Source organism: Bacillus haynesii, from assembly GCF_001969855.1.
Taxonomy (GTDB): Bacteria; Bacillota; Bacilli; order Bacillales; family Bacillaceae; genus Bacillus; species Bacillus haynesii.
Map to the genome: position 1 here is coordinate 24,078 of NZ_MRBL01000013.1, position 16,056 is coordinate 40,133.

Here is a 16,056-nt window from a genome sequence, read left to right on the forward strand (position 1 = left end):
GAATGTTCAGCAGGCTTTTTGTATGGCTCATCATGTAAAATAAAAAAGATAATAGCTTGATCGCCTACAATTTCAATGGTCAGCCGCTTAGGCAGAAAGGGGAAAATAGATGAAAATCAATCAAATTGTAGATTTGTCAGTATCGTTAAGAGGTGATATTCCATCTGACCCGCCGGGATTTATCCCTGAAATCGAATATGCGGATCATAAGCAAGGAGCCAAACAGATGGTCCAGAGCTTTCCCGGCCTTTCTTCGCAAGATCTTCCCGGAGGAGAAGGCTGGTCGCTGGAAAAAGTGAAGATGTCAACGCATGCCGGAACGCATATAGACGCGCCATACCATTACCGTTCTGTTACTGATGACGGCAAGCGGATGATGACGATTGATGAAGTTCCGCTTCACTGGTTTCATGGCCCCGGCGTTAAGCTGGATTTCAGACACTTGAAAGACGGGCATATCGTTACCCCTGAAGAAATCGAACAAGAACTTCACCGCATCAATCATAAACTCGCTCCCGGGGATATTGTTCTTGTGAATACGTCGGCTGGCGCCAAATACGGGCAAAACGATTACCTGCACAGCGGCTGCGGGATGGGGCGCGAAGCAACGCTCTATTTAACAGAACGCGGCGTCCGCCTTGTCGGAACTGACGCTTGGAGCTGGGACGCTCCATTCAGCATGACCGCCAAGCGCTTTGAACAGGAAAAAGACCCATCGATTATTTGGGAAGGTCATTATTCAGGAAGCACCATTCCTTACTGCCAAATTGAAAAGCTCGCCAACCTCGATCAATTGCCTTCCACCGGATTTTATGTCATGGCATTTCCGGTAAAAGTTGAAAAAGCGTCTGCCGGCTGGGCACGTCCGGTTGCGATCCTTAGCGGTGAAAACGCATAAGGGTAAAAAGTCAGCAGCTTTTGGTTTGTGAGGATGCCGGATAGACAGATATTAAAAAATAAAAGCAGACATCAGTCTGCTTTTATTCTTGTTCGATATTCAGTCATAATACTTGCGTAAACAAACAATGAAATGAATACAAGAAACATGCGACTCCAGCCATCACATTGAAGGTTCCCGATTTTTCATTGTTTGATTTCAACATCATGAAGAACAAACCGGAAAAGAAAAATCCGATAAACCAGCCGATTGGGATTTGGACAAAAGCTAAAATAAAACCAATAATCCCTGTCGTTTGAAAAACTTGAGGTGCAAATTCGCGCAAAAGTAATCCCGCCCTTTATTCAGAAGAAATCCGCTCCCTTTTTTTGTATCATATCATAAATCCAATCAGCAAAATAAGGAAAACGAGCGAATCTTTCGCTATTCATGTTTAAGCCAGGCTCAATATTTATTTCTGATATGATCTTAAAAAAGGAGGTTTGATTACCATGAATACCTTATGCCGAAGCAAACAAGCTCCGTTTGAATACACATTATCTCTTATAGGTGGTAAATGGAAAATGAGAATCCTCTATGAGCTGGCGTGTGAAAAAACGATGCGATACGGGGAGCTTAAACGGGCTATGCCGTTAATCACCCATAAAATGTTAAGCTCCCAGCTTAAGGAGTTGCAAGCTGACGGTCTGATTAATCGGGTAGAGATTTCTCAAAATCCTCTCAGAGTGGAGTATTCGTTATCAGACAGAGGACTGTCTTTGTACCCTCTCATAGATGAGATGTGCAGGTGGGGACAAAGCGAAGGCTTGCCTTATGAGTAAAAAAATACTTACAAAAAAGTGCGTACTTGTTTCCCGACGGGAGGAATTTTATACTGAATAAAAATCATTTGTAAGGAGAACAGGATGACAAAACAAATCTATATCATTCATGGCTACAGAGCCTCCTCAACAAACCATTGGTTTCCTTGGCTGAAAAAACGTCTGCTTGCAGATGGATTGCACGCAGACGTTTTAGATATGCCTAATCCTCTCCAGCCAAGGCTTAACGATTGGCTTGATACGCTCTCTTTAAATAAACACACATTAAATGAAAATACTTATCTGGTTGCCCACAGCCTGGGGTGCGCCGCCGTTTTGAGGTTTTTGGAACAAACGCAATTGCATCAACCACTTGGCGGAATCCTGCTCGTTTCCGGCTTTGCCAAGTCACTGCCCGATTTAAAGATGTTAGATGAATTTACAGAGGAATCGTTTGATTTTCAAAACATCATTGAGTCAGCTAAGCATCGTGCTGTCATTGCCTCTAAAGACGATCAAATTGTGCCATTCGCATGGAGCAAAGATCTGGCACAACAAATTGACGCTAAGCTTTACGAAGTCCAACATGGGGGTCATTTTTTAGAAACTGACGGATTTACTTCTTTACCTATTGTTTATGATGTTTTAAACTCCTTTTTCTAAAAGGGTTTTATGGCGGAAAAGGGCTTAGCAATCGCCCTTCTCCAATTTCTTCATAAGTGTGGAAAAATCGACGCCAAAGTTCCCTGTCTTGAAGTGGTCTGTTATTTAACGGGTTATATTCAAATTTTTAACCAACCAAGGCTTTATCAATGACAGAACCGTCACAGGCTGCATAGCTTTGGTGTGATCCATATCATTTCCGTTTAAGATTTCTATATCCCATCCAAGGTGTTCTAATTCTTGTTTGTTTTTTTGAAGTATACCGATAATATCAACTGTTACATTGCCAAAGTTTTCTCCATAATTAATCGTGTCTTTTTCCCCGGCAAACGCCAATCTCGGAATCATTAATTTATGTTGAATGCCCCGATCATCAAATTCCATCAAATTTTCGTACATTGTAACAAACTGTTTTGTTTGATTCGTGTCGATCTTTACCTGTATGTTATCCCAATCAACTTTTTCTGGATTGATGAGGTTTTGTTCATCACTAACAGAAGAATGTTGATTACTTAAAACTTGTTCGTATGTTTGATTTGTCACTACCATCATTTCTTTATATGGACCATCTATTGGCGGAAACCCACCCATGATTAAGCTTTCTAATCTGTCTGTCCGAATGGCTAATTGTAATCCGACTAAAGCCAACCAAGAGTAACCATAATAGCTAAACTTTTCAATGTTCATTTCATTAGCAATTGTTAACAGATCTTTTACTATGCTTTCAGGTGTAAGGTTCTCTGGATTCGGATGTTGTAAACGGTGTCCTTCGTAGTCGAAATATAAAATCTGAAACTTGTCCATGAGTCCCTCAACAAAATGCTTCCCTGATTCAGGGTCTACTCCCCATACCTTTAAGTTTTCAGCTTCTTGTCCATATACAGATTCTTTAGCAACAGGAAGCATGATTGTCGGAGAGCCGGGGTTCCCAACTAAGCCAACTTTTATCTCTGATTCATCGGTCAGTTTTATGTTTTTTTCCAATTTCACCACTCCTAAAGTGTTTATACAATCATCATATAACATTCATGCAATCTTTCGGTTTTTCTGCTTCCCGCTCTTTATATATTGGGGATTAATTCGGAATATGTTATCGTAGCACTTGAAGGTTTTACTTTAAAAAGGAGCGAACAATAATTGAAGACATACACCCCTAAACAAATTGCAAATACCTTAGATGTTAGCACCACAACTTTAAGGAGATATGAAGAACAAGATCTTATTCCTGTTGTACCAAGAACAAAAAGTAATCACCGTTTCTATACACCGATACACTTCCAAGCTTTTATCACCATTAGAGCTTTATTAAAAGGATATGACATACCCATTGCTTACGAAGTCATGAGAATGAGTAAAAATGCAAGATTTGAAGAAGTCCTTTGGCTGGTTAATGAACAGCAATATCATGTGCAAGTGGAGAAACAGAGGGTCGAAGAAATACTAACGATGATACAAAATGCCGATTTTACTAAATATAAAAATGTAAAATTAAAAGAATATATGAGCATTGGGGAGGCTGCACAAATAGCGGGCGTGAATACTTCAGCGATCCGTCATTGGGAACACGAAGGTTTAGTCCATTCAGAAAGAAATAAAGAAAACGGCTATAGAATGTTTTCAATATCTGAACTGCGTAAAATACTGGTCATAAGCAGCTTGAGAAAAATCGTTTATTATATAGAAAATATGAAGAGTTTATTAAATGAATTGGACACACAAAACTATGGGAAAATCGAACATTCCTTTCAGTTGGCCTTGAAAAATTTGAATAATCAACTGTTACATCAAATGAAAGGAATCGCAGAACTGATAAAATATATACATTTTTACCAAGAAATCAATACCTAAAAAAGTGATAAGCTCAGCGGTTACCTCGATTGATACTCCTGATCAAAAGGGTATTCCACTATCTATCCCAAAACCCATGCCCATCAAGCTATCGAAACTATCTACCCCAAAACAATAAACTCGTCACCATAAAATAAAAAATTTCATTTTGGAGGCCTTTTGAAATCTGATCTTGATGGCTATCGGGATCTGACAGAAAACCGCGGAAAATACGGTAATCCAATTTTCGGATGAAAAAAGCCGATTCCTTAGTGTAAGGAAAATCGGCTTTGAAGAGAGCGTAACTTTTTTATCAACCTTACATTCCCTCAAATGGTGCTGCTAAGTGAGTGATTGAATTCAATAAACTGTTTTTCTATAGGTGTAAATTTATGATTTAGTCGTGTAATTAAATACAAATCGACGTATCTATAAGATGATGGAACTTCTAAATAATTATTGATATTGTAACGGCCTGCTATGCGCTTTGAGACTAAGGAAATTCCCATACCCATTAATGCAAATTGCACTAAGGATTCTGGATCGCCCACTTCAATGATTTCCCCCTGTTGAATGTTCAAATCTTTAAAAATATTACGTAATAATGCGTGATACAAACACTTATCTGATAACACAAGTACGTTTTTTCCGCTTATATAATCATCAAATATCGTATATTGATCTATACCTTGGCCTATGATAACCAATTCTTCATATCCCACTTTTTTGTAGCTTATCTTTTTATTGTTTAGCGATCCAATCGTATAAGCAACATCAACTTTTCCAAGAAGAACTTGATTTTCAATATATTCAGTTGAACCTGTTTTTAATGTTACTGATAAATCAGAGTATGTGTTATAAAGTTTATTTAAAGCACTTGAGAATTGAGTTCCACCAACTGATATCATAGTGCCGATACGAAGTTTTTCATCATGTTTTTTCATGATGTTTTCAGTTTCTTCCCAAACAAACAATATTTTCTTATATTGATGATATAATTTTTCTCCCTCCTTCGTTAATTTTACTCCTTTTGAATTTCTGATAAACAGTTGTTGATTATAATGAGTTTCGATTTTTTTAATTTTTGCAGTCATATTGGATTGAAGGTGATTCAATTTAATTGCAGCAGCAGATATGCTTTTTAATTCCGCAACTGAAACAAAAGCTTTCATGTTTTCAATATCCATTCATATTTCACCACCTATCAAAAAAAGTGATACAACCATCATAACTTAACATTTAAAATGATCTCTAATTTTAATTATACTCGATTTAAAGATAACGGCTTCTATATTGGAGGGATAGCTATGAAGAACAAAGTAATAAAAGCAGGGATTATTGGTGGTTCATTAAATAATCAGTGGGCTAGTCAAACTCATATTCCGGTATTGAAGGATCACCCTTTGTATCAAATAACAGCGATTGGAACATCAAAAATGGAAACCGCAAAAAAAAGTGCTATGATGCTTAAGGCTTCCTATGCTTTTACAGATTATAAGGAATTAGCACAATCAAAAGATGTCGATTTGGTAGTAGTGAGTATAAAGGTTCCTTTCCATTATGAAGCTTCGATTGCAGCTATAGAAGAAAATAAACATATTTATTGTGAATGGCCTTTAGGTATAGATACTATACAGGCTGAAAAACTGGCAAAAATGGCAGATGACGCGAACATTCATCATGCGATTGGATTACAGGGAAGGCAATCTCCAGAAGTTAATTATGTAAAGCAGGCAATCAAACAGGGGGAGATCGGCAGGGTCATCTCCTGCACAATGCAGGTAGCAACACAAGGAAAGGGAGGAATAACAGATGAAAGAAGCAGTTACCTTTTAAAAAGAGAAAATGGGGCGGACCTTCTTACAATCAACGGGGGGCATTCGCTTGATGTTCTTTGTTATATACTGGGTGATTTTAAAGAATTATCAGCTGCAATGAACAGCCATTATACAGAAGCCGTCATACAAGAAACAGGCATAAAGATACCAAAAAACACAGCTGACCAAATTTTAATACAGGGGACACTCGTTGATGGTGCTTCGGCTTCTGTACATATTCAGAGTGGAGTTTATCCGGCTTTTCAATTAGAGATTAGAGGGGAAAAAGGTGTTCTGCGTTTAACACAAAATAATTCCTCAGGACATGTACAATTTGGTAATCTCAAAGTCAAAAAGATTACACATCCTCATGATTTGTTAAATACTGAAGATGTATATTCTGAAGAAGTAAAAATATCCTCAGTAAAGGATAATGGTGCAAAAGGCTATGTTGAAACTGCTTATACTATTTTGGCGGAAGATATATTTGAACATAAAAGCCAAATTCCAAACTTTCATGACGCTGTCAAACTACATCGGTTGTTAGACGCAGTTCGGAAATCGGCAAAGACCGGTAAAAAAATAATCTTAATAAATGAGTAGGAACAGTATTTCTTTTATTTATAGCACATATCTATCAAGCTTGAGCAAATTGTTTTCCTAAAACGCTATTATTTCTTTTATATTATGGTTTTTTATGCGAATCGAGGTTTTAAATGAATGATAAACCGTTTTCTTGTAAAAAAGGTCAAACTCCAAATGTTGTGGGTGTTAGCTTGACGGGCATGTCCGGAAATAAAAAAACATACCAAAAAGATTTGGTATGTTTTTCTGAAGAAGCCCTTAATTAATGAATATTAGGTTTTCTAAAATTGCTGCCCTTAACTTCAGCTACGTCATATACAGTAACAAAGGCATTTTTATCAATTTCATTAATGATTTCCTTTAATTTGGTGTCTTCTAAGCGGTTGATGACACATGTAATTTCTTTAAATTTCTCGTGGGAAAAACCCCCGTAAGCTTCTTTATATGTAGCACTTCGGCCCAATTGATCTCGTATTGTCTCAACCATTAATTCAGGTTCGCTTGTAATGATTTGAAAAGTTTTAGATCCGCTTAACCCTTCCTCGACAACATGAATGACTTTGGACGCAATGTAGTAAGCAATGACTGATAGCAATGCCCCCTGCAAGCCAAATACAGCGGAAACAAAAATAAACACAAAAAGGTTAAAGAATAGAATAAGATCGCTCGTTCCAAATGGCAACTTTCGCGATAACAGCACAGCAAGCATATCAATTCCGTCCAATGCCCCGCCATTACGGAGCGCCAGCCCCATTCCAAATCCAAGGATGATCCCCCCGACAACAGTGACTAACAAGGTATCCCCTTCGATAATAGCTGGAGTGTGGTGCATAAAGCTTGTCCCTGCTGCAAGTGATGCGATTCCGATAATGGATAATACCGCAAAGCTTTTCCCGATTTGCTTATATCCCAGCCAGACAAATGGGATGTTTAAAGCCGCGATAAGAATCCCAAGCGGCAAATCAAACAGTTGTGAACCAACAATGCTAAGTCCTGTCACTCCGCCATCAGATACACTGTTTGGAATCAGCACTGTTTCCAATCCATATGCCGCTATGATTCCTCCGATCATAACCATGATGACTTTGAAAATCATCTTCGCTCTAAATTTCCTATGTTTTTCGATTTTATTCATGCCATTCCTCATTTCAAATTTTACGTTATATTTAAATATACCATAACAGATTTTTTCTGTTAAAAAGTTTAATCATGTATTTGGTAGCGGGCTGCTGCTCAACTCTCCAAACGGGGCTTAAAAATAAGGTAACCCTTTATGGCTTGGAACATTCCCGGCAGTTTGCTGACCGTTTAGATGACTTGTTTTCTGTAACTACAGTAAAACAAAAAAACCAAGGCAGTAAACCCTTGGTTTTCCTATCATGCCGCCGAAACAACTTGAACCTTCACAGAAGTTCTCCGCTATCAGCTGGATATGTGACTGCTTTTGAATATTTCAGCGCGAGCTTATATTTTTCATCACTGCCGCCAATTGCTCCGAATTGGGATCTCCTTCATTTTGCAATTGATCAATGATATTCATATAATCCGTTTCATTTCGGTTTTGACTTAATTTATATGCAGCCTGAATGTCTTCCACCTTAATCTTAAACCCGACAATCGCTTTCAGTTGTCTTTCTAAAAGTTGAGGAGAAAGGTTCCCCCATAAAATTGGATTTTCTCGATGCTTCTCGTATTTTTCCATCATAATTGTTAATTCTTCTATTAATTCATCTCTCTCTAAAATGCTCGCTTGACCGTATATATGGACAGCTTGATAATTCCATGTTGGAACTTCTTCATGCCCATACCAGGAAGAAGAAATGTATGCGTGCGGTCCCTGAAACATAACAAGCACATCTTGACAGGTTTCCAAAGTTCCCACCTGCGGGTTTCCATAAGCAATATGGCCTGTGATATAGTAATCATCACCTTTTTTATTGAACCCCAAGGGCAAATGAGTGGCAATTGGCTTCCCTTGTTCTGTCGTAACGATCGTCCCAAAAGAGTTTTTTTGAACAAAATCCAAGATTTCATCAACATTTTCGACTTTAAAATATTTTGGAATATACATCGTCATCCACCTTTTAAAAAAGTTATAGGAGTGTTTTGGTCATGATCAAGTCCGTTTGTTCTTCATCCCCCATATAAAAAGAGTGGGCGCCGGTTTGTACAAACCCCATTTTCTTATAAAAAGCAATCGCGTTTTTATTTTTTTCCCATACGCCCAGCCAGATTTTCTTTTTATTCCGTTCCTTCGCAATTTCCACAGCTTTATTGAACAGATATTTACCAAGCCCGTGGTTTTGAAAGTTGTTCTTGATATAAATTCTCTCGATTTCAAGTGATTCATCATCCATTTTTTCAGACTGGGCCTCATCGGTGTTGACCTTTAAATATCCAGCGATTTCATTGTTAAAATAAACAAAAAAGAATTGCGAAGAGCGATTGGATAGTTCTTTTTCTAATTGTTTTAAGTTAAACGCCTTGTCCAAGTAGGCTTTCATATTTTCTGGCGAATTCTGATCCTTAAACGTCTCATTAAATGTTTCATAACCAATTTCCTGAAGTTTGTGTAAGTCTTCAAGGGTACACTTTTTGATTTTCACTGTCATTTCAATCTGCCGCTCCTTTATGCCGTCAATAATTTCTCTTGTTCCCCTTTTTCACGAATTCCCAGTCTTTTTCTACATTTTTTCTTACTCTTTGAAGAAGATTGAAGATGATCTCCGCTTCCTCCTCGGAAAATCCCTCTAATGCCACACGATTCGAATGATCATTTTCTCTTTTTATAAAAGGAAATACCTCATTTCCCTTTTCCGTCGGAAAAAGTTTTTTTATTTTTTTGTTATGTTCATCATCTCTACGTTCAATAAAGCCCTTCATTTCAAGTTTTTTTATGGCACGGGCTGCGGTGGTCCGGTCTACTTTAATCATCTCAGCTAACTTCTCCTGAATGATTCCCGGGTTTTCGCATATTCGGACAAGGTACAAATATTGCCCTTTTGTCAGGTCATGTTCTTTAAATTCGATATTGCTTATAGAATCCAATGCTCGGGCAATCATTCCAATTTCACGAAGAATATCCTTCATCATAAACTCCTTTCGAACTTATTTTTGTTGTAAATGCAATATAAATGTCGTACATTAAATATACCGGAATTTTGTTGTATTTGCAATAAAAATAAAGAGGTCGAGTAAAGTGAAATATGTTTTTTTATGTATTAGGAATTTTAATTTTAACCCTTGGGATTGCTTTCACGATTCAATCTGAACTTGGCGCTTCACCTTTTGACGCACTTTTGGTGGGACTGTCCGTACATGCAGGGCTTACTGTGGGAAGTTGGGAAGTCATCATGGCTCTGCTATTAATAGGCTGCAATTCGTTTTTAAAAAGACAAAGACCGGAAGTTTCGGGGATGCTAACGGCGTTTATAACCGGTATCGGCATTGACATGTGGCTTTTTTTGCTGCATTTTTTTGTGACACCAGAACAATGGTACAGCAAAGCGGTCTGTTTTGGGATCGGCTTGGTTGTTACAGGGTTAGGAACCGCGACATACTTATACACAAATTTTGCTGTGATGCCAATTGACCGATTAACATTCATCATAAAAGAATTAACGAGAACCAATATATTTGTTTCGAGAACCATCATTTACCTCGTCTTCTTAACAGCAGCCGTCATGTTAAAAGGACCGATTGGCATCGGAACTTTATTAACCGTTTGTTTAGGGGGGCCGGTCCTTCATTTGTTTATGCCGTTTGCTGGAAAAGTGTTGGGTCGCTTTACAGACGCTCGTACATGACGATAAGGAATGTTTTTAATGCCACTCTCTACTTTTTCACAGAACCTTTATTGAAAATCATCAATATAATTCCGGATGCTATTAAGCTTATAACTAAGGTAGAGGCATCTAATCTAAATACATTTTTTATCCCATTAAAGAAAAATGACCATAAAATATATATCGTGATAGCACTTAGCGTAAACATTCTGAACCATCTGGGGATAGCGAGCCAAGCCTTTAAAAGTTTAATAGTGAATTTCCCCATTTTGTTCCTCCTTTTTCGCAATCCGACCTTTTATCAAATAATCACAGTTAAAATATCAATGCTACACACCACAAAACACGAAAAGCGCAAACCATTTGATCTGCATTTTTCATCTCTTTTCCAGCCTTTTGGACTTTTGTTAGATTTTTTAATAGTAAAGCACTCTGATATCCATTCAAATTTATTTCATGAATTTAAACCTCAATTCATAACCCCCTTCAATATGTTAAAACAAAGACAATATTGACATAATCTCAAAAGAGTGCAAGTTTATTTATACAAGTATTAACCTAAGGAGCCAATAACAAATCATGAATAATGTTTCATTAATATATAAGGAATTCGGTAATCCACTGCAAAAATTACAGCTTTATACCGGAGAAAAGCTTCCTCTTCAGCCAAATGAAATTCTTGTCAACATGATTGCCAGTCCAATTAATCCGTCAGATTTGCTTCCAATTAGAGGGGCTTATTCTCATAGAATTAAGCTGCCGGCTGTTGCAGGATATGATGGTGTGGGAATTGTCATAGATCAGGGCAAAGATGTATCACCATCACTGATTGGAAAAAGGGTTCTCCCTGTACGAGGAGAGGGAACTTGGCAACAATATGTAACCACAAAAGCTGATTATGCAATAGAGGTACCTCCATCAATAAGTGATAACGACGCCAGTCAACTGTATATTAATCCATTAACAGCCTGGCTAATTTGTACGGAATCATTGCGTGTTCAGCCGAATGAAATAGTGTTAATGAATGGCGGAGGTACATCTATTGCAGGTTTGTTTGCGCAAATTTCTACAATACTGGGATTCCGTTTAATTGTCCTTACAAGAAACAGCCGCAAGATAGAGAAACTTCAAAAACTTGGGGCATGGAGAGTCATCAACGCTTCGAATGGTTCTATATATGAACAGATTTCTGATGCTTGCGACATCGGTGTTGACCATGCAATTGACTCTGTTGGAGGAGAAAGTGGCGAACTGCTGGCGAGGGCGTTAAAACCTGAAGGGACGTTTGTCAGTTATGGTCTGTTGTCAGGTATACCAAACGATTGGAGAAAGCTTCACGATGTATACCATGTGTCACCGCAATTATTCGCCTTAAGACTTTGGAATGAGAGACATTCCGTTTCTGAATATCGCAATCGCTTCTCGGAGGTGATTAAGCTTGTTGAAAGCGGAAGAATGGTCATCAATGCCCCAGAAAAAATATATGATTTTGAAGATTTTTATGATGCCTTGAAGCATTATGAACAGCCGGGTTTGAATGGAAAAATACTGTTGAACTTTGCAGTGAAGGAGATGGAACCAAAAAAAAGAATAAGAAGTAGTCGTATTCGAAAAGAAATATAAATAATTTGTATACATTCCGCATATTGTCAATCCAGTATGTTATACTGTAAACAAACCTTTGAAGCTTTAAATCTTTTTCTATTACCTTTTACCACCCCCTACTCGAACGTTGAGTAGGGTTTTTTATTAAGCATTATACAGAGAACATAAAAAAACAGGCTCTACATAGAGAGCCTGTTTATATAAACGATTGAAAATTAAGCAGTTTTTTGAACGTTAGCAGCTTGAGCTCCGCGAGGACCTTGCTCAACGTCAAATGTTACTTTTTGACCTTCGTCTAATGATTTGAATCCGTCACTTTGGATTGCAGAAAAGTGTACGAATACATCGTCTCCATTTTCACGTTCGATAAATCCAAAACCTTTTTCTGCATTAAACCATTTAACTGTACCTTGTTCCATTTTTGTTGCCTCCTAGTGCGTTACCGCACATTGTATTACTATCCTTGCCCAAAGTATCATCAAGACGAAAAGTCAATATTCATACTATCCTTTACACCGAACAAAAATAATTCTTCTTTATCATAACAGGAAACGGAAATAATTGCAATTCATATTATTTTTATTCATGGCATTAGTTCTTATACGTAAGGATAGCAGTGCAGAAGCGATAGGCGTCAATCATTCTGCATCAAATTTATAACATGTCTAAGAGGTCTAATAGGTTTGAAAACACCGTGAAAATGAATCGCGAGTGTCTTCAAACCTTTTTCTTTGCTAAATTTGCACTTCATTATTGATTTTCTTAAAAAAACTCTGCTGCTTATCATGTTTGTTCGTCAAACAATCAATGTTCACGGTCTAAAAAAACAATCCCCATAGGGAAGCAGGGAGAGAGTTTTGTCCGATAAAGAGCCGGGTATAATTTTCATACGCCTTTGTATCCCGGCCAGCTCTGCTAATTAAGATTTAATTGAGCCGGAAATCAGTTGCGAGTTTCCAATAAAGAGGGCTAAGAACGATACTTCTATGATGTATGACACTGGGACTTCAAAGGCAATAAAACGTAGAAACTCATCAGGGAAGGGGAAACTTTAAAAAATGAATGACCAAAACCTAAAGACTTTGAGAAAACTGGTTACACCTTATGAAAAGTCCGATTTACAAAAAAGTATTTCTCAAATCATTAACACATTGGTACCATTTTTCCTGTTATGGTGTTTGGCATATAAGAGCTTGTCGATTTCTTATTTCCTTACATTAGCGATTTCTATCGTTGCGGCAGGTTTTTTAGTGAGAACCTTCATCATCTTTCATGATTGCTGCCACTATTCCTTTTTTAAAAACAAAAAGGCGAATCGAATCCTTGGAACAATCACAGGAATTCTGACTCTGCATCCTTTTGATCATTGGGGACGCGACCATTCTGTCCATCATGCGACAAGCAGCAACCTGGACAAACGCGGTACAGGCGATATTTGGGTACTGACCGTTGAAGAATATAAGGAAGCCTCAACTAAGACAAAAATCATGTACCGTTTGTACAGAAATCCGTTTGTTATGTTTATGATTGGGCTGATTTACGTCTTCGGGATTACCAATCGTTTTAATCGTAAAGGGGCAAAACGCAAAGAACGGATGAATACGTATGTAACGAACCTGGGAATCGTCGCTTTGACAGCACTTTTATGCCGGGCTATTGGCTGGCAAAACTTCCTGCTGGTTCAGACGCCAGTTTTTATGATATCGGGATCTCTCGGAATTTGGATGTTTTATATACAACATACGTTTGAGGATTCTTATTTTGAAGAAGATGAGCATTGGGAATATGTAAAAGCAGCTGTTGAAGGAAGCTCTTTTTATAAGCTTCCAAAAGCCATGCAATGGCTAACAGGCAATATCGGTTTCCATCATGTTCATCATTTAAGCCCGAGAGTCCCAAACTATAAGCTTGAAGAAGCGCATAACAACATTGAACCATTGCAAAACGTTCCGACCATTACACTGGCAACAAGTCTTAAGTCATTAAAGTTCCGTCTATGGGATGAAGAAAGCAAAAAATTTGTCGGTTTTAGCCACTTAAAAAAAGCTTCTAAAAGCCAAGTATCAGCACAGCTAAGAACGGATTAAATAAACTCCCCATAATCGATGATAACAGGCAGTGTATCTTGCAGAATAAAAGTGCAGACTCGCACAACGGTTTTGTGCAGAGGTTAGCACTTTTTTAGTGCCAAATATACTTGCAGACTCCACCACACGGTACATTTATTGCCGTATTTTCTGCAAAAAAATGCTTCACCTGAAATGACTATGAGGTATGCTCGTTTATTGGATAGTACTAAGCGTAAAGCATTTGAAAACGCTATAGAACAAGGTGTATTTAGTTTTGATCTAAATGGGAAAGTGTATGAAGTACCAGATAAAGATGAAGTTCCTCAAGACATTTTAGATACAGTGTGGCGTGATCATAAGCTAACTGCCATTGATAACCCTTACAGGTCTTGTAGAGCACGATTAAATGGAAATTGCCCATATGCAGAAGAACCACCATGTTTAACCTGTAATGGCGGTAAGCCATGTAAGGACTTGGCAGTAGGTTTGTCAGAAATGGACGCAGCCAAATACGAGATTCATATTCAATCGACATCAAAAATGATTGAAGTTGCTCAGCAATATGGTCGAGAAGAAATCTTAATGAAAAATCAGAAAAATCTTGAAAGATTACAAGACATTTACAACACGATTAAACAAGGTAATATTATCTTTGGACGATTAGAACGGATGAAACGAAAGCAAGGTGTTACAAATGACTAAATATGACCGTAGAGAGCATTTAAAACAGCTTCATGAAGAAAGAAAAGCAAGCACCTATAGAAGACGAAGCCATTAAACGGCTCATACGAGCCGATGAAAGGATTAATTTTAACAGTGTTTCAAATGAATCAGGTTTAACAAAAGCAACACTGTACAACAATGTCGATATACGCAAACGGATTGAAGCGTTGAGGCAGCAACAATCACAAGCCCCTACATCAAAACAAGTTAAGCGAGAAATAAATGAGAGCAACAAGGATGCCCTTATTGAATCACTGAAACGGAAGATTAAGAAATTAGAAGATGATAATAAACAACTTAGAGAGCAATTGAAAGTTGCTTATGCAGAGGTATATAAAAAAAGTTAAGTTTGTAGCGAAAATGGTGCTCGCCATCCCTGCTTATTCAGCAATCGGGCCATATTGTTGAATAACCATTCTAACTCAAGTGAGTCTTTGAAGATCTACACTTAAACCAACAGGGCCAGATTAGTTGAATTCGGTCGAACTTGTTAGCTTAGCTGACAGGATTAAGTCCCACGGGCAGGTACGTTCTACCCCGGCTACTATCCATCTATAAATTGGATAAAAAATAGTCAACCACATTCTCTGGCTGACCTTATTACATGAACCGTCAGGTTAGCTAAGTAGCCATACACAGGCGGTAGAACTCGTATTAGATACATTGAAAGCAGCATGTAATGAGCGTGAAACGAAAGGACTGATTCTCCACAGTGATCAAGGGTCGCAATATACATCATATGCTTTTCAAGGTTTAGCCGAAGAAAAAGGCATTATCACAAGCATGTCCCGCAAAGGCAATTGCTTTGATAATGCCGTCATTGAATCCTTCCACTCCACCATAAAGTCGGAAGAATTCTACACACACCAAAAGGTGCATCTCTCAAACTCTATTGTACTAGAAAAAGTGGAATCTTACATGTATTATTACAACTATATATGACCGTTTTCAAAATTAAACAGCCTTTCCCCTGTTCAATTCAGGGCAAAGGCTGCATAGGTGCTTTTTTTCTTGTCTCATATTACTAGGTCAGTTCAAAATTTTCAGGTGTTTTTCATGTTTGAGATTCTTATCATTTATCGTTGCGAATTTATTTTATGTTTAGGTTAGGGTGTGAACAGTAACAAATATTTATCACAAAAAAATAATTTATATATTGTATTGACACCGCTTACACGCGGTGTTATTATGAGAGCATAAAATTGAATGAAGGATTGTTACTTCTCGGAAGGCATTACCTGAAACAGATATGAATCTCTGTTATTGGTATATGTATCCGAGAAG

17 protein-coding genes and 2 pseudogenes are annotated in these 16,056 nt (G+C 37.8%); 12 read left to right on the forward strand and 7 right to left on the reverse strand.

The annotated features are described in order from the left end of the window. Positions 1–109 precede the first annotated feature (109 nt). The 3 genes from BTA31_RS11405 (at position 110) to BTA31_RS11420 (ending at position 2,361) form a co-directional block, all read left to right on the forward strand. The gene (locus BTA31_RS11405) at positions 110–898 is read left to right on the forward strand and encodes a cyclase family protein (RefSeq protein ID WP_076791627.1); all 789 of its coding nucleotides are present in this window, start codon (positions 110–112) and stop codon (positions 896–898) included. Between the two features lie 491 nt (positions 899–1,389). Beyond that, the gene (locus tag BTA31_RS11415; RefSeq protein WP_076791633.1) at positions 1,390–1,719 is read left to right on the forward strand and encodes a winged helix-turn-helix transcriptional regulator; all 330 of its coding nucleotides are present in this window, start codon (positions 1,390–1,392) and stop codon (positions 1,717–1,719) included. Between the two features lie 84 nt (positions 1,720–1,803). Next, entirely contained in the window at positions 1,804–2,361 is a 558-nt protein-coding gene (locus tag BTA31_RS11420; RefSeq protein ID WP_076791635.1) for an alpha/beta hydrolase, read from the forward strand. A gap of 105 nt (positions 2,362–2,466) precedes the next feature. Here BTA31_RS11420 and BTA31_RS11425 read toward each other — a convergent pair whose 3' ends face one another. Then, positions 2,467–3,345 carry an alpha/beta fold hydrolase gene (locus BTA31_RS11425; RefSeq protein ID WP_076791638.1) on the reverse strand — a complete coding sequence of 293 codons (879 nt, stop codon included), beginning with the start codon at positions 3,343–3,345 and terminating at the stop codon, positions 2,467–2,469. Positions 3,346–3,498: 153 nt separating this feature from the next. Between BTA31_RS11425 and BTA31_RS11430 the strand changes: the two genes are divergently transcribed. Beyond that, complete coding sequence (locus BTA31_RS11430) at positions 3,499–4,209, forward strand: MerR family DNA-binding transcriptional regulator (protein ID WP_076791641.1); 711 nt, start codon at positions 3,499–3,501, stop codon at positions 4,207–4,209. Between the two features lie 308 nt (positions 4,210–4,517). Here BTA31_RS11430 and BTA31_RS11440 read toward each other — a convergent pair whose 3' ends face one another. Next, a complete protein-coding gene (locus BTA31_RS11440; RefSeq protein ID WP_043926353.1) occupies positions 4,518–5,375 on the reverse strand; it encodes a LysR family transcriptional regulator in 858 nt (285 codons plus the stop codon). A gap of 120 nt (positions 5,376–5,495) precedes the next feature. Between BTA31_RS11440 and BTA31_RS11445 the strand changes: the two genes are divergently transcribed. Together BTA31_RS11445 and BTA31_RS23555 are read left to right on the forward strand one after the other, a co-directional pair. Next, entirely contained in the window at positions 5,496–6,608 is a 1,113-nt protein-coding gene (locus BTA31_RS11445) for a Gfo/Idh/MocA family protein (protein WP_076791644.1), read from the forward strand. Between the two features lie 113 nt (positions 6,609–6,721). Then, complete coding sequence (locus BTA31_RS23555; protein ID WP_275667483.1) at positions 6,722–6,856, forward strand: hypothetical protein; 135 nt, start codon at positions 6,722–6,724, stop codon at positions 6,854–6,856. On the opposite strand, the gene BTA31_RS11450 is transcribed toward BTA31_RS23555, so the two are convergent. The 4 genes from BTA31_RS11450 to BTA31_RS11465 all read right to left on the reverse strand — a co-directional run bounded on the left by BTA31_RS11450 (position 6,853) and on the right by BTA31_RS11465 (position 9,680). After that, positions 6,853–7,725 carry a YitT family protein gene (locus BTA31_RS11450; protein WP_076791647.1) on the reverse strand — a complete coding sequence of 291 codons (873 nt, stop codon included), beginning with the start codon at positions 7,723–7,725 and terminating at the stop codon, positions 6,853–6,855. The two genes, BTA31_RS23555 and BTA31_RS11450, sit on opposite strands and share 4 nt — an antisense overlap. A 318-nt stretch (positions 7,726–8,043) precedes the next feature. Next, complete coding sequence (locus BTA31_RS11455; RefSeq protein ID WP_043926356.1) at positions 8,044–8,661, reverse strand: FMN-binding negative transcriptional regulator; 618 nt, start codon at positions 8,659–8,661, stop codon at positions 8,044–8,046. A gap of 22 nt (positions 8,662–8,683) precedes the next feature. After that, a complete protein-coding gene (gene paiA, locus BTA31_RS11460; RefSeq protein WP_043926357.1) occupies positions 8,684–9,202 on the reverse strand; it encodes a spermidine/spermine N(1)-acetyltransferase in 519 nt (172 codons plus the stop codon). A 25-nt stretch (positions 9,203–9,227) separates the two neighbouring features. After that, positions 9,228–9,680 (reverse strand): MarR family winged helix-turn-helix transcriptional regulator, encoded by a 453-nt coding sequence (locus BTA31_RS11465; protein WP_076791650.1) that lies wholly within the window; start codon positions 9,678–9,680, stop codon positions 9,228–9,230. A gap of 116 nt (positions 9,681–9,796) precedes the next feature. On the opposite strand from BTA31_RS11465, the gene BTA31_RS11470 reads away from it, so the two are divergent. Further along, positions 9,797–10,396: a YczE/YyaS/YitT family protein gene (locus BTA31_RS11470; protein ID WP_076791652.1), complete on the forward strand. Its 600-nt coding sequence runs from the start codon at positions 9,797–9,799 to the stop codon at positions 10,394–10,396. 558 nt (positions 10,397–10,954) lie between these two features. Beyond that, the gene (locus BTA31_RS11480) at positions 10,955–11,998 is read left to right on the forward strand and encodes a zinc-dependent alcohol dehydrogenase family protein (RefSeq protein ID WP_076791654.1); all 1,044 of its coding nucleotides are present in this window, start codon (positions 10,955–10,957) and stop codon (positions 11,996–11,998) included. Positions 11,999–12,195: 197 nt separating this feature from the next. Here BTA31_RS11480 and cspC read toward each other — a convergent pair whose 3' ends face one another. Beyond that, on the reverse strand, positions 12,196–12,399 hold the full coding sequence (cspC, locus tag BTA31_RS11485; protein ID WP_003179166.1) for a cold shock protein CspC: 204 nt from the start codon (positions 12,397–12,399) through the stop codon (positions 12,196–12,198). Between the two features lie 639 nt (positions 12,400–13,038). On the opposite strand from cspC, the gene desA reads away from it, so the two are divergent. The 4 genes and pseudogenes from desA to BTA31_RS11505 form a co-directional block, all read left to right on the forward strand. Next, positions 13,039–14,067, forward strand: a complete 1,029-nt coding sequence (gene desA / locus BTA31_RS11490; RefSeq protein WP_076791657.1) for a Delta(5) desaturase DesA — start codon at positions 13,039–13,041, stop codon at positions 14,065–14,067. A 198-nt stretch (positions 14,068–14,265) separates the two neighbouring features. Continuing rightward, on the forward strand, positions 14,266–14,751 hold the full coding sequence (locus BTA31_RS11495) for a hypothetical protein (RefSeq protein WP_076791660.1): 486 nt from the start codon (positions 14,266–14,268) through the stop codon (positions 14,749–14,751). Continuing rightward, positions 14,744–15,119 (forward strand): annotated as a pseudogene (locus BTA31_RS11500) (DUF6262 family protein). Before BTA31_RS11495 ends, BTA31_RS11500 begins: the two are co-directional and overlap by 8 nt. A gap of 280 nt (positions 15,120–15,399) precedes the next feature. Continuing rightward, a pseudogene (locus tag BTA31_RS11505) lies at positions 15,400–15,714 on the forward strand (DDE-type integrase/transposase/recombinase); the annotation flags it as partial. Positions 15,715–16,056: the final 342 nt, after the last annotated feature.

What these genes read in the sequence shown, in the direction of transcription:
- BTA31_RS11405 (WP_076791627.1), top strand. Translation starts at nt 110, where the DNA reads ATGAAAATCAATCAAATTGTAGATTTGTCAGTATCGTTAAGAGGTGAT.
- paiA (WP_043926357.1), bottom strand. Translation starts at nt 9,202, where the DNA reads ATGACAGTGAAAATCAAAAAGTGTACCCTTGAAGACTTACACAAACTT.
- BTA31_RS11455 (WP_043926356.1), bottom strand. Translation starts at nt 8,661, where the DNA reads ATGTATATTCCAAAATATTTTAAAGTCGAAAATGTTGATGAAATCTTG.
- BTA31_RS11445 (WP_076791644.1), top strand. Translation starts at nt 5,496, where the DNA reads ATGAAGAACAAAGTAATAAAAGCAGGGATTATTGGTGGTTCATTAAAT.
- BTA31_RS11440 (WP_043926353.1), bottom strand. Translation starts at nt 5,375, where the DNA reads ATGGATATTGAAAACATGAAAGCTTTTGTTTCAGTTGCGGAATTAAAA.
- BTA31_RS11465 (WP_076791650.1), bottom strand. Translation starts at nt 9,680, where the DNA reads ATGAAGGATATTCTTCGTGAAATTGGAATGATTGCCCGAGCATTGGAT.
- BTA31_RS11470 (WP_076791652.1), top strand. Translation starts at nt 9,797, where the DNA reads ATGTTTTTTTATGTATTAGGAATTTTAATTTTAACCCTTGGGATTGCT.
- BTA31_RS11415 (WP_076791633.1), top strand. Translation starts at nt 1,390, where the DNA reads ATGAATACCTTATGCCGAAGCAAACAAGCTCCGTTTGAATACACATTA.
- BTA31_RS11420 (WP_076791635.1), top strand. Translation starts at nt 1,804, where the DNA reads ATGACAAAACAAATCTATATCATTCATGGCTACAGAGCCTCCTCAACA.
- desA (WP_076791657.1), top strand. Translation starts at nt 13,039, where the DNA reads ATGAATGACCAAAACCTAAAGACTTTGAGAAAACTGGTTACACCTTAT.
- BTA31_RS23555 (WP_275667483.1), top strand. Translation starts at nt 6,722, where the DNA reads ATGAATGATAAACCGTTTTCTTGTAAAAAAGGTCAAACTCCAAATGTT.
- BTA31_RS11480 (WP_076791654.1), top strand. Translation starts at nt 10,955, where the DNA reads ATGAATAATGTTTCATTAATATATAAGGAATTCGGTAATCCACTGCAA.
- cspC (WP_003179166.1), bottom strand. Translation starts at nt 12,399, where the DNA reads ATGGAACAAGGTACAGTTAAATGGTTTAATGCAGAAAAAGGTTTTGGA.
- BTA31_RS11450 (WP_076791647.1), bottom strand. Translation starts at nt 7,725, where the DNA reads ATGAATAAAATCGAAAAACATAGGAAATTTAGAGCGAAGATGATTTTC.